22 protein-coding genes and 1 pseudogene are annotated in these 25,363 nt (G+C 64.8%); 10 read left to right on the top strand and 13 right to left on the bottom strand.

Annotation, left to right across the window (positions count from 1 at the left end):
- Positions 1-50 precede the first annotated feature (50 nt).
- On the top strand, positions 51-1,190 hold the full coding sequence (locus K289_RS0130410; protein WP_027554946.1) for a lactonase family protein: 1,140 nt from the start codon (positions 51-53) through the stop codon (positions 1,188-1,190).
- Positions 1,191-1,373: 183 nt separating this feature from the next.
- Positions 1,374-2,264 carry an efflux RND transporter periplasmic adaptor subunit gene (locus K289_RS0130405; RefSeq protein WP_027554945.1) on the top strand — a complete coding sequence of 297 codons (891 nt, stop codon included), beginning with the start codon at positions 1,374-1,376 and terminating at the stop codon, positions 2,262-2,264.
- 202 nt (positions 2,265-2,466) lie between these two features.
- Here K289_RS0130405 and K289_RS0130400 read toward each other — a convergent pair whose 3' ends face one another.
- The gene (locus tag K289_RS0130400) at positions 2,467-3,315 is read right to left on the bottom strand and encodes a caspase family protein (RefSeq protein ID WP_027554944.1); all 849 of its coding nucleotides are present in this window, start codon (positions 3,313-3,315) and stop codon (positions 2,467-2,469) included.
- Positions 3,316-3,743: 428 nt separating this feature from the next.
- Between K289_RS0130400 and K289_RS0130395 the strand changes: the two genes are divergently transcribed.
- The 4 genes from K289_RS0130395 (at position 3,744) to K289_RS0130380 (ending at position 9,972) form a co-directional block, all read left to right on the top strand.
- Positions 3,744-5,474, top strand: a complete 1,731-nt coding sequence (locus tag K289_RS0130395; RefSeq protein WP_027554943.1) for a hypothetical protein — start codon at positions 3,744-3,746, stop codon at positions 5,472-5,474.
- Positions 5,475-5,712: 238 nt separating this feature from the next.
- The gene (locus tag K289_RS0130390; protein ID WP_027554942.1) at positions 5,713-6,438 is read left to right on the top strand and encodes a thermonuclease family protein; all 726 of its coding nucleotides are present in this window, start codon (positions 5,713-5,715) and stop codon (positions 6,436-6,438) included.
- A gap of 106 nt (positions 6,439-6,544) precedes the next feature.
- Positions 6,545-7,732 carry an alanine--glyoxylate aminotransferase family protein gene (locus K289_RS0130385; RefSeq protein WP_027554941.1) on the top strand — a complete coding sequence of 396 codons (1,188 nt, stop codon included), beginning with the start codon at positions 6,545-6,547 and terminating at the stop codon, positions 7,730-7,732.
- Between the two features lie 125 nt (positions 7,733-7,857).
- Positions 7,858-9,972, top strand: coding sequence for a S9 family peptidase (locus K289_RS0130380; RefSeq protein WP_035686357.1), 2,115 nt, complete (start codon positions 7,858-7,860; stop codon positions 9,970-9,972).
- 214 nt (positions 9,973-10,186) lie between these two features.
- Here the strand turns inward: K289_RS0130380 and K289_RS0130375 are convergent, their stop codons facing one another.
- From K289_RS0130375 to K289_RS45670, 6 genes and pseudogenes are all read right to left on the bottom strand, one after another.
- A complete protein-coding gene (locus tag K289_RS0130375) occupies positions 10,187-11,278 on the bottom strand; it encodes an SMP-30/gluconolactonase/LRE family protein (RefSeq protein ID WP_027554939.1) in 1,092 nt (363 codons plus the stop codon).
- Positions 11,279-11,362: 84 nt separating this feature from the next.
- A complete protein-coding gene (locus tag K289_RS0130370) occupies positions 11,363-12,082 on the bottom strand; it encodes a ribonuclease activity regulator RraA (protein WP_027554938.1) in 720 nt (239 codons plus the stop codon).
- A gap of 132 nt (positions 12,083-12,214) precedes the next feature.
- Entirely contained in the window at positions 12,215-13,954 is a 1,740-nt protein-coding gene (gene araD, locus K289_RS0130365) for an L-arabinonate dehydratase (protein WP_027554937.1), read from the bottom strand.
- The gene (locus tag K289_RS0130360; protein WP_027554936.1) at positions 13,951-14,814 is read right to left on the bottom strand and encodes an ABC transporter permease; all 864 of its coding nucleotides are present in this window, start codon (positions 14,812-14,814) and stop codon (positions 13,951-13,953) included. Before K289_RS0130360 ends, araD begins: the two co-directional genes overlap by 4 nt.
- 11 nt (positions 14,815-14,825) lie before the next feature.
- Positions 14,826-15,587, bottom strand: a complete 762-nt coding sequence (locus tag K289_RS0130355; protein ID WP_027554935.1) for an ABC transporter ATP-binding protein — start codon at positions 15,585-15,587, stop codon at positions 14,826-14,828.
- A pseudogene (locus K289_RS45670) lies at positions 15,587-16,547 on the bottom strand (ABC transporter substrate-binding protein). The gene K289_RS0130355 and the pseudogene K289_RS45670 overlap by 1 nt, the downstream one beginning before the upstream one ends.
- Before the next feature lie 153 nt (positions 16,548-16,700).
- On the opposite strand from K289_RS45670, the gene K289_RS0130345 reads away from it, so the two are divergent.
- The 3 genes from K289_RS0130345 (at position 16,701) to K289_RS0130335 (ending at position 21,356) form a co-directional block, all read left to right on the top strand.
- Complete coding sequence (locus K289_RS0130345) at positions 16,701-17,417, top strand: GntR family transcriptional regulator (RefSeq protein WP_027554934.1); 717 nt, start codon at positions 16,701-16,703, stop codon at positions 17,415-17,417.
- Positions 17,418-17,635: 218 nt separating this feature from the next.
- Entirely contained in the window at positions 17,636-17,788 is a 153-nt protein-coding gene (locus tag K289_RS47905) for a hypothetical protein (RefSeq protein ID WP_245284042.1), read from the top strand.
- The gene (locus K289_RS0130335; protein WP_027554933.1) at positions 17,766-21,356 is read left to right on the top strand and encodes a PAS domain S-box protein; all 3,591 of its coding nucleotides are present in this window, start codon (positions 17,766-17,768) and stop codon (positions 21,354-21,356) included. Before K289_RS47905 ends, K289_RS0130335 begins: the two co-directional genes overlap by 23 nt.
- 163 nt (positions 21,357-21,519) lie before the next feature.
- Here the strand turns inward: K289_RS0130335 and K289_RS0130330 are convergent, their stop codons facing one another.
- Positions 21,520-22,155, bottom strand: a complete 636-nt coding sequence (locus tag K289_RS0130330) for a response regulator transcription factor (protein ID WP_027554932.1) — start codon at positions 22,153-22,155, stop codon at positions 21,520-21,522.
- A 150-nt stretch (positions 22,156-22,305) separates the two neighbouring features.
- Here K289_RS0130330 and K289_RS45660 point away from each other — a divergent pair, with 150 nt between their 5' ends.
- Positions 22,306-22,635: a hypothetical protein gene (locus tag K289_RS45660; protein ID WP_051310971.1), complete on the top strand. Its 330-nt coding sequence runs from the start codon at positions 22,306-22,308 to the stop codon at positions 22,633-22,635.
- Positions 22,636-22,647: 12 nt separating this feature from the next.
- On the opposite strand, the gene K289_RS0130320 is transcribed toward K289_RS45660, so the two are convergent.
- From K289_RS0130320 to K289_RS0130300, 5 genes are all read right to left on the bottom strand, one after another.
- Positions 22,648-23,151, bottom strand: coding sequence for a response regulator (locus K289_RS0130320; RefSeq protein WP_027554931.1), 504 nt, complete (start codon positions 23,149-23,151; stop codon positions 22,648-22,650).
- A gap of 134 nt (positions 23,152-23,285) precedes the next feature.
- Entirely contained in the window at positions 23,286-23,603 is a 318-nt protein-coding gene (locus tag K289_RS0130315) for a hypothetical protein (RefSeq protein WP_027554930.1), read from the bottom strand.
- 2 nt (positions 23,604-23,605) lie between these two features.
- Positions 23,606-24,487, bottom strand: a complete 882-nt coding sequence (locus K289_RS0130310; protein ID WP_027554929.1) for a protein-glutamate O-methyltransferase CheR — start codon at positions 24,485-24,487, stop codon at positions 23,606-23,608.
- A 47-nt stretch (positions 24,488-24,534) separates the two neighbouring features.
- The gene (locus K289_RS0130305; protein WP_027554928.1) at positions 24,535-24,921 is read right to left on the bottom strand and encodes a response regulator; all 387 of its coding nucleotides are present in this window, start codon (positions 24,919-24,921) and stop codon (positions 24,535-24,537) included.
- Between the two features lie 31 nt (positions 24,922-24,952).
- Positions 24,953-25,363, bottom strand: a 411-nt coding sequence (locus tag K289_RS0130300) for a chemotaxis protein CheW (protein WP_027554927.1), incomplete at its 5' end; no start/stop codon positions are given.

The following is a 25,363-nucleotide window of genomic DNA, read 5'->3' as shown; positions in this document are numbered from 1 at the left end:
TTCCGCAAAACGATAGCGCCGTATCCGGCACGCCCGATCAGGAGGAGCCCATGTCCAGACCGAAATTCAGACTTGCCTGCCGCCCTGCGTTCGCAGCCCCACGCGCTGCGATCGCCAAAATCCTCGTCGCTTCCTTAAGCCTCATTTCCGGAGCCGGCGCCAGCATGGCCGACACCTACGCCTATATCGGCAATGCCGACAGCAACGACATCAGCGTGTTCAAGGTGACCGAGAACGGCGAGATGACGCCGGTGCAGACCGCCGCTTTCAAGGGCGTCGAGAAGCCCGGCTCGTCGACGCCGCTCGCGATCACGCCCGATCGACGCGTATTGATCGCTGGCGTGCGCTCGCAGCGCTACCTCGCGGTGAGCTTCGCGATCGATCCGAAGACCGGGCAGCTCAGCCACATCGGCAACGGACCGCTCGCCGACAGCATGGCCAACATCGCCATCGACCGCTCCGGGAAATTCCTGTTCAGCGCCTCCTATGGCGGCAACAAGGTCGCGCTCAATCCGCTGCTTGCGAACGGCGTCGTCGGCGAGCCGAAGCAGGTGATCCCGACCGGGCTGAACGCGCACGCCTTCCTGCCCTCGCCCGACAACCGCTTTGCGTTCGCGACCAATCTCGGCTCCGATCAGGTGCTGAGCTTCGCGTTCGATGCAGCGACCGGCGCGCTGGCGCCGAGCGAGCCGCCGGCGATCAAGGTGCCGGAAAAGTCGGGACCGCGGCACTTCGTATTCCATCCGAGTGGCAAGTTCGTCTATCTCGTCCACGAGCTGAACGGCGACGTCGCGGCGTTCGCGTATGAGGCAAAGAGCGGCGCATGGAGCGAGATCCAGCGCACCACTGCGCTGCCCGAAGGTTTTAACGGCAAGCCGTGGGCCGCCGACATCCACATCACCCCGGACGGCCGCTTCCTCTACGCCTCCGAGCGCACCACCAATACGCTCGCCGCGTACAAGGTCGACGCGGCAACCGGCAAGCTGACCACGATCGGCAGCGTGGCGACCGAGAAACAGCCGCGCGGCTTCAACATCGATCCCACCGGCCACTATCTCGCCGCCGTCGGCGAACTCTCCGACGGCATGACGGTCTATGCCATCGACCAGACCAGCGGCACGCTGAGCAAGCTGAAATCCTATCCCACCGGCAAGAAGCCGAACTGGGTGGAGTTTTTGAGCCTGCCGTGAGCTTACCCTCCCCTGGAGGGGGAGGGTGGGAAGCGGCGAACCTCCTCTTCATTCCGGTGACTAATTGAACGGGCGGCATCGCGCCGCCGGCGCGCCGCGGCAATCTCGTCACGGGGGCGGCCCATGGCCCGCCGTGCGTGCTTCTGCTATCGATGGGGCGCCAACGCCCAACCGGAATGATCTATGCATCCATTGCCTGCGCGTTCCTTTTCCAGAAAGCTCACAGCCCTCGCCGGACTGCTGGTGCTGTCCACCCAGGCCGCGCCGGCCGCCGATGACGATGCGCCCAAGGGACCGGCCGTCACGGTGCTGAAGGTGGCCAAATCCTGCTTCTCCGACATCGTCGAGGCCACCGGCACGATCATGGCGCGCGAGGAGACCTCGGTGCGGCCCGAACGTCCCGGGCTGAAGGTGACGGAGGTGATGGCGGAGGCCGGCGACACCATTACCGCCGGCCAGGTGATCGCACGTCTCGCGCTGCCCGAAGGCGGCACGGTTCAGGTCACCGCGCCGGTTGCCGGGGTGATCGCCACGTCAACCGCCCAGATCGGCGGGCTCGCCTCGGCCAAGGGCGAAGCGCTGTTCACGATCGTGGCGCGCAGCGAATACGATCTCGTCGCCCTGGTGGCGACCAGCGACATCAAGAAGCTCGCGGTCAATCAGCCGGCGACGGTGAAGGTCGCCGGCGCCGGCGACCTCGACGGCAAGGTGCGCCGCATCGGGCCGACGGTCGAGCCGAACATCCAGCAGGGCATGGTCTATATCGGCATCTCGTCGCAAAAGCGGCTGTTGCTGAACGCGAGCGGGCGCGCGCTGATCAAGACCGGGCAGAGCTGCAACATCGCAGTGCCCCTGACCGCCGTGCAGTATTCCTCCGCCGGCACCGTGGTGCAGGTGATCCGGCGCAACCGCGTCGAGACCAAGCGTGTCGAGATCGGACTGATGTCGGGCGGCAATATCGAGGTCCGCGACGGCCTCAACGAAGGCGACATCGTCGTCGCCCGCGCCGGCGCGCTGCTGCGCGAAGGCGATCCCGTGCGCCCGGTGATGGCAAGCGCGGAAGCAGCGAAGTAGGGAACAAACTTCGTAGCGTGGGCAAAGCGAAGCGTGCCCACCTCTTCTATCGAAATGCTGGAGATATGGTGGGCACGGCGCTTTTGCGCCTTTGCCCACCCTACGACTCTGCGCCAGAAAAAAATGGGCCCCGGCTCAGCGTCGCATCATTGCATGATGCGCCGCGTCCGGGGCACGAGACTTCGCAAGATCTAAGGAAAAACTAGCCGCCGGCTTCGTTGAACTGGACGTCTTCGAGCAGCGAGGAGGACACGGTCGGGACCTGATCGCCTTCGGAGGCGCGGGAGATGGCGACGCGGGTCTTGTTGAAGACGGCTTCGGCGCTCGCCTTCGTGTCGAGATTGTTGAGGAGCTCGCTGACCAGCACGCTGTGCTCGCCCTTGCCGTCGTCGGCGACCTTGCCGGGCGAGGCGGAGGAGAGGATTAGCGCGTTGTCGGGCGCGCTGATCGGCGCAAGGCCGTGCGAATAGGAGCGGAAGCGGCGCTCATAGGGGTTGCGGCGAGAGGCATCGACCACGACGAGCTTGGCCTTGGCGCCCTGCTCCTTCATCATCTCGATGACGCCGTCGATGGAGACACCGTGGCGGCGAACGTCGCTCTCCTTCCAGATCACGGCATCGACCGGCAGCATGTAGCTCTCGCGGCCGGCCTGCACGCCATAGCCGCCGAAGAACAGCATGACGACGCTGTCGCGCTTGATCCTGGACTTCAGGCGGTTGACGGCGCGGACCATGTCGTCCTTGCTGGCGTCCTCCACCATGTCGACGTCAAAGCCGTTCTTGCGCAGGGCCGAGGACAGCACGCGGGCGTCGTTGATCGACTGCGTCAGCGGCGCGCTGGCGTCGGGATAGTGACCATTGCCGATGACGAGCGCCAGGCGCGAGGTCTGGCCGATCGAGCCCGTGACCTGGTCGGTCGAGACGGCCTTGGCGGCGTCGAGCGAACGCATGTTGAGGGCAGCATGAGCGCCGATCACCAGCGACACCGTGCCGATGAGGGCTGCGGCGACCGCAATCGTGCGTCGGGAAATGTCGAGCTGCCTTACATTCATCTCGGTTCATTCCTGTCAGTGCCAAAGAGCGTCCAAGCGCGCGCACACCTGTTTGAGTAGCGCGATGGCGTCCTTAGGTTTGAGGGATTGGCCGGGGATGTGTCCCCGAATTGCGCGCAATTTGCGGCGCCGCACCAAACAAACCCTTAACCGGATATAGTCCTCCCGGCAATAGTTTGCCAAAAATTTGAGCTAAGCCGCTGAGAGTGTTGGTTAATTTCAAGAGGCGGCTTGGCGCATTTTTTCACCGTCCGACCCCTTCCCTGGCCTTGACTATGCATCCTCCGTGCCGGGTTTTTCCGTGACCTCCATCACGTTTGTTTTTCCTGCGAATCCGGGTAGCTTTTTCAATCACTTGCAGGGGGTTTGGCGGGCGACTGGAGCGCGCTCGCCGAAAGCCCAGGCAAGGCCCGCGACCCAGGTATTTCATGAGCTTTCATTATTTTGCCGGCGCCGCCTGCCGGGCGCTGACGGCGCGAAAGGACGGTCCCTCGCTCTACGACGTCTGCGATCCCGTGCTGGCGGGGCCCGCCAGCGGCGATCCGCACCTGGCAAAATTCTACAAGACTGCGCTCGGCAATCCGGCATTGCGGATCCTGCTCCGCCGCGCCGGCCTGCCCGAGCTCCGTGACGAGACCCGGCTCGCCCGGCTCCGCGAAGCGCTCACCCGCGCCCGCGACGATGCCGAGCCCGACTGGGCGGCCCTCGGCCGGCCCGTCGCCGACCTCGTCGACGCCATCCCGCTCGAGCATCCCAAGCCGCCGCCGGTGCCGTTCGCCGGCACCATGCCACGGCAAGCACAGATCGACGGCGCGATCCGCGACTGCGCGCAGCACCTGTTGCGCTCGTTCCGCCAGAACGGTTTTCTGCCGACCTATGCCGCCTTCAACCTGATCGGCGATCCCGACGTCCGCGGACGCGAATTGATCATGGCGCTGACCGGCCTGAATTCGCGCGGCTACAAGAATTCGTCGCTGCTGTTCAACCTCGCCCGCGTCTTCATCGCGCGATCGCAGGCGCGCGGTGTCATCAATCCGCCCTGGACCGGCATTGCCGAGCCGATGTGGGAGCCGGTGCAGATCCGGCACCGCTCGGCCTATTACGACGCGTTCTTCATCGAGGCGCTGCTGAGCTACATCGAGACGGGCCTCGCCTCGCAGACTGATGCGACGGCGGCAAAGCGCGCGATCGCCGACATGGTCGATTTCTGCATCAACATCAGCCGCGAGGAGGTTCGCGGCACCGACGGCGCACGCTTCGACGTCATCACAGCGCTGGCGCCGGCGCCGCATCCGCGCTTTTCACGCTTCTTCGCGCAAATCAAGCAGGATCTCGGCTTCGGCGTCTACGTGCCGGACTGCGACACCACGGCCTGCTCGATCTCCGCGGCGATGCAGGCAGGCAGCAATGATCCGATCCTCGACCAGCCGCTGCTGGATTTCTACGCCGGCTACCAGGTGCGCGCGGGCATCAACGAACCGCGCGTAACCGTGCCGCTCAACGACAATATCGACTTTGAGGGCGGCGTTGCGACCTGGATCGACAATCTCAAGGGTGAGCGGCCCTATGGCAACGATCTCGATCCGACGCTCAATCTCGACATTCTCGAGGTGAGCTTCCGCAATCTGGCGCGCTGGAAGATTCTGGAGACGCCGGCGCGGCTCGCGACCGTCCATCGCATCATCGGCTTCCAGAAGCGGCTGGCCGCCAGCGGCGCCTTCGCCAATCCGCGCTCGCACATCTATTATCTGCCCGAGCTCTACAGCGCCTATTTCGGCCGCTGCTATGCGGCCTTCCTGGCGTTGCCGCTGGCCGCGCAGGCCGCGATCGATCCGGATGGCGATTTCGATTTCATCCGCCACCGCGTGCTCTCCTACGTCCAGGGCGAGCTGATGGCCGCCGAGATGAACGTGTTCGACGCCGCCCTGGCGCTGATCGCGCTCGGCCATCTCGGTGCCGATCCGCGCGCTTTTGCACCGGCGCTGAACGTCATCATCGCGCAGTTCGGCGAAGGCGGTCGTCGCGGCCCGTTCCGCGCCTATGAATGGAACAAGATGAAGACGCCGACGCGGATTCTGGTCGGCGGGCCGGAGGTGACGTCGGCGTTCGTGCTGATGGGACTGGCAGTGGCACGGCGGGCGATGGTGGGACGGGGTTAAATTTCGTGCTCCGGGCGCAGAAGCGTAGGGTGGGCAAAGGCGCGCTCTTCGCGCGCCGTGCCCACCATTCATGCGCGATGCCGGACATGGCGGGCACGCTTCGCTTTGCCCACCCTGCGGGTCCGAAACATGATGACAGGAAGTTGAAAGCCTATCTCTTAGGCAGACGCTGGCCGGACGGTCAAAAGCCGACCACAATTGCCCGGCCTATCGAAATTTTCCTCAAGCGCGGACCGGCATGTTGCGAAAATTCCTGATTGCATTGTCCCTGATCGTCATCCCGTCGCTGGCGCAAGCCGCCGACATCACCGGAACGGCAAAAGTCCGCGACGGCGATTCCATCCTGATCGGGAACACGCGGATCCGGCTCGGCGGCATCGACGCGCCCTCGTCCGACCAGCTCTGCCTCAACACCAAGGGCGAGCGCTGGACCTGCGGCGTTGCCGCGCGCGACGAGCTTGCCAAATACACCGAGGGCAAGAGCTGGGTCTGCCACAGCAGATCGGTGGACCGGCGCGGCCGCACGGTGGCGCGCTGCGAGGTCGGCGGCGAGGACATCCAGAAATGGCTGGTGCGCAGCGGCTGGGCGCTGGCCTACACCCGCGTCTCGCACGACTATGATGCCGACGAGGCGGCGGCGCGCGAGGCCAAGGCCGGAATGTGGCAGGGCGCCTTCATCGCGCCCTGGGACTGGCGCGTACGTAACAAGAAGACCCCGATCCTGGGCGCCACCAAGCCGCCCGATGGCGCGCATTCGGTGTTGCTCGCCTCAGCCTCGGGGCCGGTCGCGCCTTCGCCGGATTGCACCATCAAGGGCAACGTCAACACCGCGGGCGAATGCATCTACCATACCCCGACCAGCCGCTGGTACACCCAGATCAAGATGAAGATCAGCAAGGGCACCCGCTGGTTCTGCTCGGTCGAGGAAGCGGAAGCCGCCGGCTGCCGCGAAACCAAGAGATAAGAACCCCAGACCTGCATTTTACGCGCTTTTCCTCACTCCCTGCGGCGCGTAAAAGCGTGATCGAGCAACCCATCAGCCTGTTCTCAAGCAACAAGGACAAACGACAATGACCGTTCGCGCGGGCCGGGAATTTCTGGCCATCCCCGGGCCCACTTCAATGCCCGACGAGGTGCTGCGGGCGATGCACCGTCCGGCGATCGACATCTACTCCAAGCAGATGACGGATCTGACCGAAAGCCTGATCGGCGATCTCTCGAAACTGTTTGCGACCAAGGGCAAGTCCTACATCTACATCTCCAACGGTCACGGCGCCTGGGAAGCGGCGCTCAGCAACGTGCTGTCGCGCGGCGACAAGGTGCTGGTGTTGGAAAGCGGCCGCTTCGCAGTCGGCTGGGGCCATGCCGCCGCGCTGATGGGCGCCGTGGTCGAGGTGCTCAAGGGCGACTGGCGCCGCGCGGTGCGCCCGCACGAGGTCGAGGAGCGCCTGCGCCGCGACAGGGAGCACACCATCAAGGCGGTCGTCGTCGTCCAGGTCGATACCGCTTCGGGCGTGCAGAACGACATCGAGGCGATCGGCAAGGCGATCAAGGCGAGCGGCCATCCTGCGCTGTACATGGTCGACACCGTCGCTTCCCTCGGCTGCATGCCGTTCGAGATGGACAAATGGGGCATCGACGTTGCGATGTCCGGCTCGCAGAAGGGCCTGATGACGCCGCCCGGCCTCGGCTTCGTCGCCGCCAACGATCGCGCGCTCGAGGCGCACAAGAAGGCCAATATGAGCACGCCCTATTGGAGCTGGAGCGAGCGCGAGGGCACCGAGCATTATCGCAAATATGCCGGCACCGCGCCGGTGCATCTGTTGTTCGCGCTGCGCCAGGCGATCGATCTGCTGCACGAGGAAGGGCTCGAGCACGCATTCCGCCGGCACAGCCTGCTCGGCGAAGCCGCGCGCCGCGCGGTGGCGTCATGGTCGGAAGGCCAGGTGCTCGGCTTCAACGTCACCGAGGCCAATGAACGCTCCAACACCGTGACAACGGTGACCATGGGTGGCGGCCATGATCCCGCGGTGCTGCAGCGCTATTGCAAGGACAAGTGCGGCGTGGTGCTCGGCACCGGCATCGGCGACCTCTCCGGCCAGGCCTTCCGCATCGCCCATATGGGCCATGTCAATGCACCGATGCTGCTCGGCACCCTCGGCGTGATCGAGATCGCGCTCAACGCGCTGAAGATCCCGCACGGCAAGGGCGGGCTCGAAGCGGCGGTTGCGTATCTGGGCCAGCAGGTGGAGGCGTAGCCTTCTTCGCCTCTCCCTGCCCGCGGGGAGAGGGAGCCGACCGCCGGTGCGCCGGCCCGTCTTTAAATCCCCCACCTTCGATCTGATATAGGTGCGAGACACCAAGCACGCGCACGAGGATCGATTTGCCCAAGACCACGAGCAAGACCGCCAGCAAGACCGAGACCGCGCCCGTCGCGCCGCGACGGCCGCACTCCTTTACCTGCCACGGCATCACCGTCACTGACGATTACGCCTGGCTGAAGGACGCGAACTGGCAGGAGGTGCTGCGCGATCCCGCGGTGCTCGATGGCGACATCCGCAAATATCTGGAAGAAGAGAACGGCTACACCGAGAGCCTGCTCGGCCACACGTCGCCGCTGCAGAAGACGCTGGTGCGCGAGATGCGCTCCCGGATCAAGGAGGACGATTCCAGCGTCCCCTCGCCCGACGGTTCCTTCGCCTATTTCCGCAAGTTTCGCGAGGGCGGGCAGCACGAGCTGTTCGGCCGCATGCCGCGCGACGGCGGCGAGGCCGATATCGTGCTTGACGGCGATGCGCTCGCCAAGGACCACAAATATTTCAAGTTCGGCGGCAGCAGGCACTCGCCCGACCACAAGCTTCAGGCCTGGAGCGCCGACACCAAGGGGTCCGAATATTTTTCGATCCGGGTGCGCGACTGGGCCACGGGCAAGGATTTCGACGACGTCGTCGAGGAGACCGACGGCGGCATCGTCTGGAGCAAGGACGCAAAAAGCTTTTTCTATGTGAAGCTCGACGACAATCACCGCCCGATGCAGGTGTGGCGCCACCGGCTCGGGACGAAGCAGGCCGACGACACCCTCGTCTATGAAGAGCAGGATGCGGGCTGGTTCACGCATCTGCATGAGAGCACCAGCGGCCGCTTCTGTGTGATCGCCGGCGGCGACCACGAGACCTCCGAGCAGCGACTGATCGATCTCGACAATCCCGAGGCGCCGCCGCGACTGGTCGCGGCGCGGCAGGAGGGCGTGCAATATTCGCTCGCCGACCGCGGCGACCAGCTCTTCATCCTCACCAATGCCGACGACGCCATCGACTTCAAGATCGTCACGGCGCCGCTGGCCTCGCCCGAGCGGGCAAACTGGCGCGATCTGATCCCGCATCGCGCGGGCATCTACATCATCGACCTCGATCTCTATGCCGGCCATCTGGTGCGGCTGGAGCGCGCCAATGCGCTGCCGGCGATCATCATTCGCGATCTCGCCTCGAGCGAAGAGCACGCGATCGCCTTCGACGAGGCCGCCTATTCGCTCGACACGATGGGCTCCTACGAGTTCGAGACGACCAATCTGCGCTTCTCCTATTCGTCGATGACGACGCCGTCGGAGGTCTATGACTACGACATGGCAAAGCGCACGCGCGTCTTGCGCAAGCGCCAGGAGATTCCGTCCGGCCACGACGTTGCCGATTACGTCACCACGCGCATCATGGCGAAAGCCCATGACGGCGCCGAGGTGCCGGTCTCGATTCTCCATAAGCGCGGCTTGAGGCTTGACGGCGCGGCGCCGCTGCTGCTCTACGGCTACGGCTCCTATGGCATGGCGATGCCGGCCTCCTTCAGCGCCAATCGTCTCTCACTCGTCGATCGCGGTTTCGTCTACGCCATCGCCCATATCCGCGGCGGCGCCGACAAGGGCTGGGGCTGGTATCTCGACGGCAAGCGCGAGAAGAAGACCAACAGTTTCGATGATTTCGCCGCGAGCGCTCGCGCGCTGATCGAGGCGAAGTACACCAGCGCCAAGCGCATCGTCGGCCATGGCGGATCGGCCGGCGGCATGCTGATGGGCGCGGTCGCCAACCGCGCCGGCGAACTGTTCGCCGGCATCGTCGCCGAAGTGCCGTTCGTCGACGTGCTCAACACCATGCTCGATGACTCGCTGCCGCTGACGCCGCCGGAATGGCCGGAATGGGGCAACCCGATCGAGAGCGAGAAGGATTTTCGGACGATCCTGTCCTACTCGCCCTACGACAATGTCGCGGCAAAGGAGTATCCGGCGATCCTGGCGATGGGCGGCTTGACCGATCCGCGCGTCACCTATTGGGAGCCAGCCAAATGGATCGCGCGCCTGCGTGCCGCCATGAGCGGCGGCGGCCCGGTCCTGCTCCGCACCAACATGGGCGCCGGCCACGGCGGCGCCTCGGGGCGCTTCGACCGGCTGGATGAGGTTGCGATCGTCTATGCGTTTGCGCTGTGGGCGGCGGGGATGGCGGAGGCGTGATCTTCTCCCTCTCCCCGCTTGCGGGGAGAGGGTCGGGGTGAGGGGGAGTCTCCACGGGGACAGTGACGGATGGACTCGTGGAGACTCCCCCTCACCCATAATTCAAGCTGCGCTCGAATTACGGCCTCTCCCCGCAAGCGGGGAGAGGCGAAGAGTCACCGGCTTCGTGCCTCGATCCGAGGCGACGCTCTGCGGTTGGAGATGGTCTCCCGCCTCACACCGCGCCGTGCGCTTCCACGTAGAGCGCGTAGACGGAGTGGCAGCTTGCCATGTAGAGGCGGTTGTTCTTGGGGCCGCCAAAGCAGAGGTTGGCGCAGCGCTCGGGCAGCTTGATGAAAGCGAGCGGCTTGCCTTCGGGGTTGAACACCATCACGCCGTCGAGATCCTCCGGCTTGCCCCTTAGCTGGAACACCCTGCGGCCACCGACATCCGTCGGCTCGGCCTGCAGCGCGCCGTTCGAGCCCCAGCCGCACCACAGATTGCCGTCGCGATCGACACGGAAGCCGTCGAGCGAGCCCTGGTCGGCGGCGTCGATCAGCTTGGTCTTGCCGCTGAGGCTGCCATCGTCGCCGACGTTGTAGCTCCAGATGCTGCGATTGGGCGTGCCCTTCCATTCGACGATGTAAAGCTTCTTCTCGTCCGGCGAGAAGGCGAGCCCGTTCGGATTGACGAGATCGGTGAGCACCGCGCTGAGCTTGCCGTCCTTGGCGATGCGGTAGATGTTGGTGGTGGCCTGCTCGGGCTTTTCCTTCTTGCCCTCCCACTCGCCATTGATGCCGAAGGTGGGATCAGTGAACCAGATGCTGTCGTCGGACTTCACCACGATGTCGTTGGGCGCGTTCAGCCGCTTACCCTCGAACTTGTCGGCGAGCACCGTGATCTTGCCGTCCTTCTCGGTACGGGTGATACGGCGGGTGACGGAGTGCTCGCAGGTGACGAGGCGTCCCTGGCGGTCACGCGCATTGCCATTGGCGTAGTTGGCATTGCTACGGAACACGCTGGTCTGTCCGGTCTTCTCGTCGAACTTCATGATCCGGTTGTTGGGAATGTCGGAGAACAGGAGATAGCCGCCCTCCGGGAAATAGGCCGGCCCTTCGGCCCAGCGCATGCCGGTTGCGACCTGCTCCAGCGTCGAGGAATAGAGCCGATATTTTGCGAAGCTTGGATCGAGGATCTGGACGGCGGGGTCCGGATAGCGCTGGTTGGGCATGAAGGGGAAAGACTGCGCATCCGCGCTGCGCGCCAGCAGCATCGAGGCCGCCGCCGCGCCAGCACCGGCGAAGAGATCGCGTCGTGACAAGTTCATTTAAGTTCCTCCCTGATTGATTTTGAGACCGGGCCCCGCGTGGACCGACCTCTCCGTGTCGATGCGGATTGATCCGATCCGGGATCAGCGGCCGTTCTTCTTCCGCCACGCCGCGAAATCGGTCATCGTCTGCGGATCGGTAGCCGGATAGAGACCGAAGATGCCGCGGCCCCTGCCGACTTCCTCGGTGACGAAATCCTCGAACGCAGTCATCTCGAAAGTCTCGTTGGCGATCTCGTCGGCGAGATGCGCGGGGATCACGATGACGCCGTCGCTGTCGCCGAGGATGACGTCGCCGGGAAACACCGGCGCGTCGCCGCAGCCGATCGGAACGTTGATCTCGATCGCCTGGTGCAGCGTCAGATTGGTCGGCGCGCTCGGGCGATGATGGAAGGCTGGAAAGCCGAGCTTTGCGATCTCGGCGGAATCGCGGAAACCGCCATCGGTGACGACGCCGGCGACGCCGCGCTTCATCAGCCGCGTCACCAGGATCGCGCCGGCGGAGGCCGCGCGCGCGTCCTTGCGGCTGTCCATCACCAGCACCGCGCCGGGCGGGCAGTCCTCGACCGCCTTGCGCTGCGGATGCGAGCGGTCGCGGAACACGTCGATGGTGTTGAGATCCTCGCGCGCCGGCATGTAGCGCAGCGTGAAGGCCTCGCCGACCATGGTCGGCTGGTCGGGACCGAGGGGATGCACGTCCTGGATCATCTGGATGCGCAGGCCACGCTTGAACAGCGCGGTGGCGACGGTGGCTGTCGAGACGGTCTTGAGCTTGTTGCGGGTGGCGTCGCTGAGTTTTGACATTGTGCTCTCTCTCTTCTTCGTCATTCCGGGGCGCGCCACTTGGCGCGAGCCCGGAATCCATCGAGCAGCACGGACTGCGGCGCAATGGATTCCGGGCTCGCCGCTTTGCGGCGCCCCGGAATGACAGTTGCGCTAGTAAATCGACGGCTCGCCGATCGGCGCGCCGAAGCCGGTCTCCAGGAAATCGAAGTCGCAGCCGTCATTGGCCTGCATGATGTGCTTGGAGAACATCCAGCCATAGCCGCGCTCGAAGCGGCGCTCGGGTTGTTTCCAGGCGGCGCGGCGCTTGGCGAGCTCGGTCTCGGGCACGTCGAGATTGATGGTGCGCGCTTCGACATCGAGCGTGATGCGGTCGCCGTTCTGCACCAGCGCCAGCGGGCCACCGACATAGGATTCGGGTGCGACATGCAGGATGCAGGCGCCGTAGCTGGTGCCGCTCATGCGCGCATCCGAAATGCGCACCATGTCGCGCACGCCCTGCTTCACGAGTTTTGTCGGGATCGGCAGCATGCCCCATTCCGGCATGCCCGGCCCGCCCTGCGGCCCCGCATTGCGCAGGATGAGAACGTGGTCCTCGGTGACATCGAGGTTGGGATCGTCGACCGCCTTCTTCATCGACGGATAATCGTCGAACACCAGGGCCGATCCCGTATGCTTGAGGAAGCGCGGCGCGCAGGCACTCGGCTTGATGACACAGCCGTCGGGCGCGAGATTGCCCTTCAGCACGGCGAGCGCGCCTTCCTTGTAGATGGGATTGTCGATCGAGCGGATCACGTCGTCATTGTGGACTTCGGCGCCGTCGATGTTCTCGCCGAGTGTCCGGCCGGTCACCGTGATGCAGTCGAGATGCAGATGCGGCTTGATCTGGCCCATCAACGCCGGCAGGCCGCCGGCATAGAAGAAATCCTCCATCAGATAGGCATCGCCGCTCGGCCGAACATTGGCGATCACGGGCACCTCGCGGCTCGCCTTCTCGAAATCGTCGAGCCCGATATCCTGGCCGGCACGGCGCGCCTGCGCGATCAGATGGATGATCGCATTGGTCGAGCAGCCCATCGCCATCGCTACTGCAATCGCGTTCTCGAAAGCCTTGCGGGTCTGGATCGTTTTCGGCGTCAGATCCTCCCACACCATCTCGACAATGCGGCGGCCGCATTCGCTAGCCATGCGAATGTGGTTGGCATCGGCCGCCGGAATCGAGGAGGCGCCCGGCAGCGTCATGCCGATCGCTTCCGCAATCGCGGTCATGGTCGAGGCGGTGCCCATGGTCATGCAGGTGCCGTAGCTGCGGGCGATGCCGGCTTCGATGTCGACCCAGTCCTTGTCGGAGATTTTTCCCGCCCGCCGCTCGTCCCAGTACTTCCAGCCGTCGGAGCCGGAGCCGAGCGTCTTGCCCTTCCAGTTGCCGCGCAGCATGGGACCTGCCGGAAGATAAATCGCGGGAATGTTCATCGAGGTGGCACCCAACAGCAGCGCCGGGGTGGTCTTGTCGCAGCCACCCATCAGCACCACGCCGTCGACGGGATGGCTGCGCAGCAGCTCCTCCGCGTCCATCGCCAGCAGATTGCGGTAGAGCATGGTGGTCGGCTTGAGCAGCGATTCCGACAGCGACAGCGCCGGCAGCTCGAGCGGCAGGCCGCCGGCCATCAGGATGCCGCGTTTGACGTCGTCGACGCGCGACTTGAAGTGCATGTGACAGGGCTGGGCGTCAGACCAGGTGTTGAGGATCGCGACGATCGGGCGGTCCTTCCACTCTTCCGGCGCGTAGCCCATCTGCATGGTGCGGGAGCGGTGGCCGAACGAGCGGAGATCGTCAGGCGCGAACCAGCGCGCGCTGCGGAGCTGGTCGGGCGTCTTTTTCTTCTTGGTCATGATTGGGTGCCCCATTTCTGGACGGTGTTCCGCTCGATCGCGCGGAAGATCAGGTTCTCGACAAAGAGCCCAATGATAATCACGGTCAATAGTCCTGCGAAGACGGCGGGGATGTCGAGCAGGTTGCGGTTCTCGAAGATGAACCAGCCGAGCCCGCCCTGCCCCGACGACACGCCGAACACGAGCTCGGCCGCGATCAGGGTGCGCCAGGCGAACGCCCAGCCGATCTTCAGGCCGGTGAGGATCGAGCCGAAGGCGGCCGGGATCAGGATCTTCGCGACATAGGGCAGCCCGCGCAGGCCATAATTGCGGCCGACCATGCGCAGCGTGTTCGACACGCTCTTGAAGCCGGAATGCGTGTTGAGCGCGACCGGCCACAGCACCGAATGGATCAGCACGAAGACGAGGCTGCCATTGCCGAGCCCGAACCAGATCAGGGCCAGCGGCAACAGCGCAATCGCCGGCAGCGGATTGAACATCGCCGTCACCGTCTCCAGGAAGTCGGTGCCGATACGGGTCGAGATCGCGAGCACGGTGAAAATGGCGGCAAGCGCGATGCCGGCCGAATAGCCCATGAACAGCACTTTCAGCGAGGTCCAGGCCCGCATCGGAATGGTGCCGTCCTTGATCCGCTCGAACAGCGTGATCAAGGTGTCGTGCAGCGTCGGGAACAGAAGCGGATTGTCGAGATAGACGCCGTAGGCTTCCCAGATCGCGGCCAGAACAAGGATGATGACGGTCTTGCGAACGAAGCCGTCGTTCCAGAGCAGCTCGAGCACGCCGAGCTTGCGCTCGACTTCGCCGGCACCGGCGATTGTAGCGGCCGGCGCGGTCCGCAGCAGAATTCTCGCTTCGCTCATCAGAGGCTCCCTCAATGCGCCGTTTCGGCTTGCGCAAACAGGAGATCGTGGATCTCCTTCTCCAGCCGGCCGGCGCTGCCGTCCTCGTTCGAGACCCGATCGACATTGACGACCTCGGCCTTGACGCGGCCGGGATGCGGCGACAGCAGCAGGATGCGATTGCCGATCCGGATCGCCTCCGCGATCGAATGGGTCACAAACAGCACGGTGAATTTGGTCTCGCTCCAGAGCTGGAGCAGCTCGTCCTGGCAGGTTCTGCGTGTCAGCGCATCGAGCGCTGCGAACGGCTCGTCCATCAGGAGAATATCCGGCTCCATCGCCATGCCGCGCGCGATCGCGACGCGCTGCTTCATGCCGCCGGACAGCGTGTGCGGATAGGCATCGATCACGCGGGTGAGCCCGACCTTCTCGATATAGGCCCGCGCGCGTGCCTCAGCCTCCTTGCGCGGCAGCCGCCGCGCCGTCAGGAGCGGAAACATCACGTTCGCAAGCACGCTCTTCCAGGGCAGGAGCTGATCGAACTCCTGGAAGATCATCATGCGGTCGGCGCCGGGGCCGTGGATCTCGCGATCGTTGATCGCCATGCGGCCCTCGCTCGGCAGCATGTAGCCGCCGACGGCCTTGAGCAGGGTCGACTTGCCGCAGCCGGACGGCCCGAGCAGCACGAAGCGGTCGGACTTGTCGACGGTGAAGGAGACCTTTTCGGTGGCGGTGACGACGGCGCTGGACGTCTTGTAGCGCAGCGTCACCCCGCTGACATCGAGCAGCGCCATCAGTTGCCCTTCAGATCGTGCGCGACCGGCAGGTAATAGTCCGTCCACGCCTTGGGCTGATTCTTCAGCGTACCGGTCCGATGCAGATGCGCGGCGAATTTCATCGTGCCCTGCGGCTCGAGATTCCACTCCATCATGCCCGGCTCCTTCAGGAGATCGAGCAGCTCCTCCACCGAGGTCTTGTCGCCGGTGATCTCCTTGTAGATCTCGACGGCCTGCCTGGTGTCGCTGCGGATCAGGTCCTGCGCTTCCTTGGTCGCGTCGCGCACCGCCTGGATGATCTTGGGGTTGGCGTCGGCGAATTTGGTCGTGGTGAAGAACTGCGCCTGGCTGAGCGGCCCGCCCATCACGTCGGGCGAGTTCAGCACGACATGCGCTCCCGGAACATTCTTCAGCTCCAGGAAGGTGAAGGGCGGGATCGAGAAGTGGTTGTGCACCTCGTGCTTGGGATTGGACAGCGCCGCATAGGCGTCGGGGTGACCGAGCTGCACCGTGTTGGCATCGAGCTTCGACCACTGGTCGGCGCCGAACGCTTCGGCGGCTGCGATCTGCAGCACGATCGCCTGCGTGGAGACTTTCACCGTCGGCACCGCGATCTTGTCGGCCGGACCAAAATCCTTGATCGACTTGATGTTGGGATCCCGGCTGATCAGCGTCATCGGCTGCGCCGAGGTCGCGACGATGCCCTTGACCCCGCCGCGGGTACGATCCCACAGCAGCAGAAGATTACCGGTACCGGTGTTGAGGATATCGACGCCCGCCCGCGAGCAGCGCGTCGGTCTGCGCGCCGCCGCCGGAGAAGGTGATCCATTTGGTGGTGACACTGGGCACGCCGAGCGCCGTGGCGTGCTTCTCGATCAGCTTCTGCTTCTCCATGATGTGGCTCGGCATGTAGAAAATGCCGGGCTGACGGGACAGCGCGATCTCGGATTTCTGCTGCGCCTCTGCCGATGCGGACATGAAGAGGCCCGCGAGCACGGTCGCCGCGGCAAGGCTATGACGGAGATGGCTGATCATTGTTGTGCGTTTCCTTCCCGGGAGGCGGCGGCGTTCGTTGACCGCGCTGATGCACTAATATATTAGTGCATCAAAGGCAAGTCCGCGGGAGCCGCCATGGAACACCCCCACACCGCGCCTCGCCCGGTGCTGCGCCCCGGCGCACGGCTCGATCGGGCCCGCCAGGCCGCGCCGCAAGTGTTCGAGCGGCTGCGCAATGCAATCATCGCCCTGGAACTGCCGCCGGGCTCGCCGCTGTCGCGCGCGGAGCTCGCCGGCCAATTCGGCGTCAGCTCGACACCGGTTCGCGATGCCCTGATGCGGCTCGAGGAAGAAGGGCTGGTCGACGTGTTTCCGCAGCACGCGACCGTCGTCAGCCGGGTCGATGTCGGTCGCGCCCAGCAGGCGCATTTCCTGCGCCAGGCGCTCGAGCTCGAGATCGTGCGGCTGCTCGCGGAGCATCATGACAAGGCCCTGATCAGTCGGCTCGACCACATGATTGCGCAGCAGCAGCAATCCGCGAAGGCCGGCGACTACGAAGGCTTCATGGTTGGAGACAACGAATTCCATGCGCAGCTCTATGCTGCCGCGGACAAGCAGGACCTCTGGGGGCTGGTGCGCAGCCGCAGCGGGCATATCGAGCGGCTGCGCCGGCTGCATCTGCCCTCACCGGGCAAGGCCCAGAACATTTTGCGACACCATGGACTGATCACACGCGCGATCGAGGCAGCCGATGCCAATGCCGCGCAGCAGCATTTGCGCACGCATTTGTCGGGCACCCTCAGCGAGCTGGACAAGATCCGCGCCCGTTATCCGGAATATCTGACCGACTGAAGCCGCCTGCGCGCCGGGCCCTTGGTCTTGGCATACCGCGCTGTGCACGCGAGCGTGCACATACGCGACGAAGGTCTGGTCCCGGGTCGCACCACAGGAGGAGCTGTTTCGGTCGCGAAGCGCTTGCGGGCCGGACAGAATCCGCGCAACAATTTCGTATTGATGCGTCGATTCCAACGATCGAGTTGGACCTCCCATCGGGTTCGGAGGACGGGAATTTGGCCAACATCCTCCTGAAGATGGCGACCGAGCTCGGCGTGGTGGCGAGCTTGCAGAAGCCGTTCCGGCCCGAGGCGCTGCTCGCGGCGGTCGACGACTGCCTGACGACGGCCCGGCCAGAGGCTCGCGATGTCAGCGCCGGCCGCCGATGACAAAGACCGCCTTTCTGGTCAGAAACGGCGCGGCTATTCGGGAAGCAATGCGAATAGTCCCATGACGCTTGCGACACGGCTGGCTATCGCGATGATCCTGCTGGTGGCGGTGACCGTGGCCGCAGTCGGCTGGCTGGGCTATCGCAACCTCACGCAAGCCGTGATTCCGCGGGTCCTGGAGCGGGTCGAGGCCCAATCACGCCTGCTGGCAAGCAATCTTGAATCCTACGTTGCCGGAGCCCGCGGCGATCTACTCGGCTATCGCTCCGCTGCGGCCATCAACGGCCTGATCCGTGCTCACATTGGTGGAGGCATCGACGCCCTCGACGGCGTTTCGGAGCAGATCTGGCGCGAGCGCATCGCGGAGCGGCTGGCGGCCGAGATCGAGGCCAAGCCCAGCTATGGCCAGTTTCGAGTCATCGGCATTGATGACGACCAGCGCGAGCTGGTCCGCGTCGATCGTTCCGGCCCGAATGGAGCGGCACGCATCGTTCCCAACAGCGAACTGGAGCGCAAGAGCGAGCGAACCTACTTTCAGGAAACGATTCGACTGGCGCCGGGCGAGATTTACGTTTCGCCCATCGATCTCGCGACCCGGGCGGGCGGGACCACGACCCCTCACATTCCGACTCTGCGTGTCGCGACGCCGCTGTTCACGGCGGACGGCAAGCCGTTCGGTATCATCATCGCCAATATCGACATGCGCCCGGCACTCGACCACGTCCGCTCGACCGCGGGCTTGGGAGGCGAGATCTACGTCGTGAATTCGCGCGGCGACTATCTCGTCCATCCCGATCGCGCGCGGGAATTCGGCTCATTGCACGACCACCCCGCCAACTGGCGCAACGACTTTCCATTTTTTGCGGCCCTGGCCGGCACGCCGGACGTTTCCACGGAGCTCATGACCGACAAGGCGGGCCGGCCGAGCGGCGTGGCAATCGCACCGGCGCTGCTGGCAGGCAAGGAATGGGTCGCAATCATCGCGACCGTCCCTCCTTCGGTGTTCGCCCGCGTGCCGGCGGCCATTCAAAACACCTCCCTGCTGGTCGGCGTGCTTGCCATTCTCGCCGCGGCAGTGCTCGCGGTGCTGCTGGCGCGCTCGTTGACGCGTCCGATCGGGCGCCTGACCGCGGCGGTAGAGGCAATCGGCAGCGGACGGCCGGCGGAAATTCCTGTCGATGCCAGCGGCGAGACGGGCGTGCTGGCGCGGGCCTTTGCCCAGATGGTCGAGGAGACGCGGGCGAAAACAGCCGCTCTCGAACGCGAGATCCAGGAGCATCGGCGCACCGAGGCCGCGCGAAGCCATCATGCCGCGCGCGAGCGCTTGTTCAGCGCCGCCGTCGAATCATCCGACGACGCGATCGTGATGCAAACGCTCGATGCCATCATCACGGGCTGGAATCCCGCCGCCGAGCGCCTCTATGGCTATTCGGCGGATGAGGCGATCGGGAAATCCACCTCGATCATCGTCCCGCCCGACCGCCGCGCGCAAGGCAAGGACTATTTGAGCCGGATCGCCCGGGGCGATCCGATCGAACGTTTCGAGACGGTGCGCCTGCGCAAGGACGGCAGGCCGGTCGAAATCTCGCTCGGCCTGTCGCCGATCAGGGGGCCGTCGGGCGAGATCATCGGCGCCTCCGGCTCGGCCCGCAGCCTCACCGAGGCGCGACGGACCGAGCGGGCGCTCCAGCAGCAGCTCGAGGAACGGCGGCAGCTTTTCGACGCCTCGCAGGACCTGATCCTGATCATGAATTCGCGTGGTCGCATCGTGCAGATCAGCCCGAGCAGCGAGATCATTCTCGGCTACAGGCCGGACGAGATGATCGGTCGCAGCGGGGCCGATTTCATCCACCCCGACCATCTCGAGCAGTCCCGCGAGGAAATGCGAGTGCTCCGGCGCGGCAAGCACCCCAAGCTCGCCGACACCCGCTGCCTGCACAAGGACGGACGCGAGGTCTGGCTGTCCTGGCTCGGCAATTGGTCGGACCAGGCCAGGCGTTTCTTTTTCGTCGGGCGCGACATGACCGAGGCGCGGCACGCGGAGGAATCCCTGCGCGAGAGTGAGCAGCTTGCGCGCAACATCGTCGACACCGCGCTCGACGCCTTCGTCCAGACCGACGAGGCCGGCAACATCCTGAACTGGAACTCGCAGGCGGAGCAGCTGTTCGGCTGGCACCGCGACGAGGCGCTGGGCAGGAGCACGATCGATCTGATCATCGCCGAGAGCGATCGCGAGAGGATCCGGGCCGGGTTGAAACGCTTCCTGGAATCCGGGGACGGCAAGACGCTCGACCGCCGCCGCGAGCTGATGTGCCGGCGCCGCGACGGCAGGGAGTTCAAGGCCGAGCTGAGCGTCACGGCGCTGAAGCGCCGCGAGGGCCTCCTCTTCAACGTCTTCTACCGCGACCTCACCGACAAGATCGCGGCCGAGGAACGCATCCGCCATGCGGAGAAGATGGAGGCAGTCGGCCAGCTCACCGGCGGCGTGGCGCACGACTTCAACAACATCCTCACCGTGATCACCGGAACGATCGAGATCCTGGCGGAGGCGGTGGAGAAGGATCCGCAGCTCGCGGCCATCACCCGAATGATCGACGAGGCGGCCGCCCGCGGCGCGGAGCTGACGCAGCACCTGCTCGCCTTCGCGCGCAAGCAACCGCTGCAACCGCGCGAGATCGACATCAACTCACTGATCATCGACACCGCAAAACTGCTGCGGCCGACGCTGGGCGAGCAGATCCAGATCGAATCCGTGTTCGAGGACGAGAGCTGCGTGGGGATCGTCGATCCCAATCAGCTCACCACCGCTCTCCTCAATCTCGCGCTCAACGCCCGCGACGCCATGCCAAACGGCGGCAAGCTGATCCTGGAGACCGGCGGCGCCTATCTCGACGAGATCTATGCCAGCGTCAACGACGTGCGGCCCGGGCACTATGTGCTGATCGCGGTGAGCGACACCGGCACCGGCATCCCCGCGAACATACTGGCGAGGGTGTTTGATCCCTTCTTCACCTCGAAGGGACCCGGCAAGGGCACCGGCCTCGGGCTCTCCATGGTCTACGGTTTCATCAAGCAGTCCGCAGGCCACATCAAGATCTACAGCGAGGAGGGCCACGGCACCACGATCAAGATGTATCTGCCGCCCGGCAAGACCGCCACGGCGGTCGGCGAAGGCGTGACGCCGGCGACCATCGAAGGCGGGCACGAGACCATTCTCGTGGTCGAAGACGATCGGCTGGTGCGCGACTACGTGCTGGCGCAGCTGCATTCGCTCGGTTACGTGACGCTGCAGGCGGCAAATGCCGCGGAGGCGCTCGCAATCGTCGCAGCCGGAAAGCCGTTCGATCTGCTCTTCACCGACGTGATCATGCCGGGCAAGCTGAACGGACGGCAGCTCGCCGACGAACTATCGAAGACGCGGCCCGATCTCAGGGTGGTGTATACGTCCGGCTATACCGAGAATGCGATCATCCATCACGGACGGCTGGATTCAGGCGTCCTGCTGCTGGCCAAACCCTATCGCAAATCGGATCTCGCACGGATCCTGCGCAAGGCGCTGGAGGGGTGAGACCCTCTCGTGTCCCGGACGCGCGAAACGCGAGCCGGGGACCCAGAACGTCATGCTCCGAATTGAGAGATAGGCCCTGGCTCGGCAGCCGCATCACCATAGTGCGTCGAAGACGCGCTTATGGTGACGCGCTGCGTCCGGGGCACGAGAGAAGCGCGAGCGTCTACGACGCGCGCTGGGCCGCGGTCATCACGATGCGGATCAGATCGGCGGCATTGCGCGCGCCGAGCTTCTTCATGATGTTGGCCCGGTGGTCCTCGATCGTGCGGGGGCTGATCCCGAGCGTACGGCCGGCTTCCTTGTTGGAAGCGCCGGAGGCGAACTGCTCGAGCACCTCGCGCTCCCGACGCGTCAACGGCTCGCGTCCGGGGAAATGCAGCTGGCCGAATTTCGGCGATGCATTCTCCGCCTGCCGCCGTGCATAGGCGCCGATCGCTTCTTCGAGCCGGCTCACGATCTCGCTGCCGCGGAACGGCTTCTCGATGAAGTCGAGCGCGCCGTTCTTGATCGCGCTCACGGCCATGGCGATGTCGCCCTGACCGGAGATCATGAAGATCGGTGCCGGATAATCCTCGCCATGCAGTTCTCTGAGGATGTCGAGGCCCGACTTTCCGGGAATGTGCACGTCGAGCAGGATCGCAGCCGGTGTTCGGCTTCGCGCGACGGAGAGCAAAGCTGCGCCGTCCGCGAAACAGATCACCTCATAGCCCGCCGCCTTCAACACCATCGACAAGGTGTCGCGAACGGCAGGGTCGTCGTCGACCACGAAGATCTCGCTACGAGAGGTTTGTTCGGCCATGTGCCACGTCCATTTGGCATTAAGCGACTCGCGTCCGCGCCAAAGTTTATGGCGTTCGGCACGGATTCGGCCCACCCGTATTTGTACGGGACATGGACTTAACGCACAAGTAGCGGCATGGAGCCTATTTGCAGAAGACGGAGAATATCCATGCTAAATTCTGCGAGCGCGCCCCCGGTCACGATGTCCGAAATCGACAGCCGTCAGTTGATCGCTGCCGACCTTCGCTCTTTGATCGCACGGATCGAGAGCAGCATGCGCCTGATCGACGCAGCCATGGCTGAGGAGGACGATGGCGATCCCGCGGGTTCCGCCGACGTTTTCGTGCTGGACGACATCACTCCGCGCTATGCCACGGCGAGCGCCGCCCTCAACGCCTGCCGGGCGGGGCTCGACCAGGCGCTGCAATGCCTGTCGGAGACCGGCGCGCCGGCGGAGATCGCGGTCAGCGCGGCGGATCTGCCGCATCTGACCGCATAGCGGTTCCGCGTATCAGGCTCGGTGGCGCCCCACGATCGCATCAGTGGCGACGCCGCCCCAGGTGTGGATCGCCGGCAGGCCCATCGCGGTCTTGCCGAGATTGGCGAGGCTGATCCGCAGAGCGGCGAGATCCAACGGCTTCGGCAGGCTCTGGAGCTCGATGCCGACGGAGCGGGCAAAGCTGCGGGCGGCGCTGCGGCGCTTGCCGTCCATGCCGCTCACGACGATCACGGAGCCCGAGAACTTCGCCTCCGCCATCTCGCGCAGCACGTCGATGCCGTCGCCATCCTCCAGCACGAGATCGAGCGTCACGCAGTCGAAGCGCGCTGACCGCAGTTTCTGGATCGCCTCCGCGACCGACGGCGCCACGGTGACCTCATGGCCGGCCTGCTTGGCGGCGACCGCGATCAGGCTGCGCTGTGTGGCGTCGTCATCGACGACCAGCAGCTGAAGCGCGCGCCGCTCGGCAACATCAGGCAGATTTGACGGGATGGGGGAGAGAGAGCTTCTTGGCATTTCCGTACCCTGCGATTGAGACCGGCACTTGATACACGGTCCGCGCTTAGGCCACGTAAAGCCACTGCGGCGAATTCAATCGGATATTTTAGCAAATGTGAAGCAAGTATCGGGAAAGGGAGGGCGGGCAGGCGTCAGGCCACCGCGTCATGGCCGCTGGTCGCGCCACGCTTCTTCCTGTTCTTGCCGCGCAGGAACTGGATATCCATTTCGGCGCCGTTGACGCGCACCAGCTCGCAGCGGCGATAGGCCAGTCCCGTCGACGACAGCAGCAGGAAGAACTCCTTCAGATTCAATCCCTGGATCGAGCCTTCAACCGTGAGGATGGCGTCGGTGTCGGAAATCGCATTGAGTTTGCAGTCGCGGCGCCAGGTGCCGTCGATGGCCATGATGCAGACATCATAGCCGCGGCTGAACGTGACGCGCTCCGCGCCTTTTCCATCCTCGGCCATCTCTAGAGTCCTGCTATCGCCGCCATGCGCGGCACGGCGCCCGCGAGCGCCGGCTTGCCGGCCACGGCACGCGCGTCATTCGGCTTGTAGAGACCGCGCCGCTCGGCGATCGGCCGGAAGGCATCGGTCAGTCCGACCACGGTTTCGGCGGCGCCCAGCACCAGGAAGCCGTCTCCTTCGATCTGGCGGGCAAGGCGGTTGAAGATGTTGATCTTGGTGTCCTGGTCGAAATAGATCAGCACGTTGCGGCAGAAGATGACGTCGAACGTGCCGAGCTGCGCGAAATCGTGCAGCAGGTTGAGCTGCCGGTGCTGGATCATCGCACGCAGCTCGGGATTGATCTGCCAGGTCTCGCCGGTCTGCTTGAAGTACTTGACCAGCATCTGGATCGGCAGGCCGCGCTGCACTTCGAACTGGCTGTAGACGCCGGCCTTGGCCTTCTCCAGCACCTCCTGCGACAGATCGGTCGCAATGATCTCGACGCGCCAGCCCGTGAGTGCCGCGCCCATCTCCTTCAGGCACATTGCCAGCGAATAGGGCTCCTGCCCGGTCGAGCCGGCCGCGCACCAGATCCGCACGCTGCGGCGGCCCGCGCGCGCCTTCAGCACTTCCGGCATAATGGTGTCGCGGAAATGGTCGAACGGAACCTTGTCGCGGAAGAAGAAGGTCTCGTTGGTGGTCATGGCCTCGACCACGCTCGTCGCGAGCGCACTCGATCCAAGGCCCTGCAGCTTCTGCACGAGTTCGGTGATGCCCGAGAGCCCGGTCTTGCGGGCGAGCGGCAGCAGGCGGCTCTCGATCAGATATTGCTTGTCCGCGGACAGGTCGAGACCGGAATGGTCCCTCAGGAACTTGCGCAGATACTCATACTCGGTCGGGGTCACGGATAGCCTCTCGCACGCTTTACTGGGAACAGTCAGGCCAGTGATATTCAGGCAAAGGCTTGTCCGACCGGGATCAAGCCGACTTCGGCGAACTTGTCGGCGATGATGTCCTTGTCGAACGGCTTCATGATGTACTCATTGGCACCGCCGCTGAGCGCCTGGGCGATATGGGCCACGTTGTTCTCGGTGGTGCAGAACACGACCTTGGGCTGATCGCCGCCGGGCAGGCGGCGCATGTGGCCCATGAACTCGAAGCCGTCCATGACCGGCATGTTCCAGTCGAGCAGCACCGCATCCGGCAGCTTCTGCTGGCAGATCTCGAGTGCCTTCGAGCCGTCTTCGGCCTCGGTGACTTCGAATTCCAGACCTTCCAGGATGCGGCGCGCGATCTTGCGCACGACGCTGGAATCATCGACGACCAAACATGTCTTCATTTTGGTTCTCCGGCTTCGATGTGTTTGGGGTTCACGCAGCCATTTGCACTTTGGTTTCGAGCTCGAGGACGCGATCGACGTCGAGGACGACCATGAGCTGTCCGTCGAGGCGGTGGACGCCGCCGGCGAGCTTGGCCATGCGGGGATCGAGGTTGACGGGGTTTTCCTCTTTGCCGTCCTCGGGCAGGCGCAGCACCTCGCCGATCTGGTCGATCAGCAGGCCATAGGATTCACCGCGCAGGTCGACGCCGACCGCCATCGGCACCTTGCCGTCCTCGGCCTTGGGCAGGCCGAGCCGGGCGCGCATGTCGACCACGGTGACGATGCGGCCGCGCAGATTGAGCACGCCGGCGATCTCGCGGGAGGCCAGCGGCACGCGGGTGACGCGTTCGGGCATGAACACGTCCTGGACGCGGGAGATCGGCAGGCCGAACAGCTGGCC

The organism is Bradyrhizobium sp. Cp5.3, assembly GCF_000426265.1.
Lineage (GTDB): Bacteria > Pseudomonadota > Alphaproteobacteria > Rhizobiales > Xanthobacteraceae > Bradyrhizobium > Bradyrhizobium neotropicale.
This window is presented reverse-complemented; position numbering and strand designations above follow the sequence as displayed.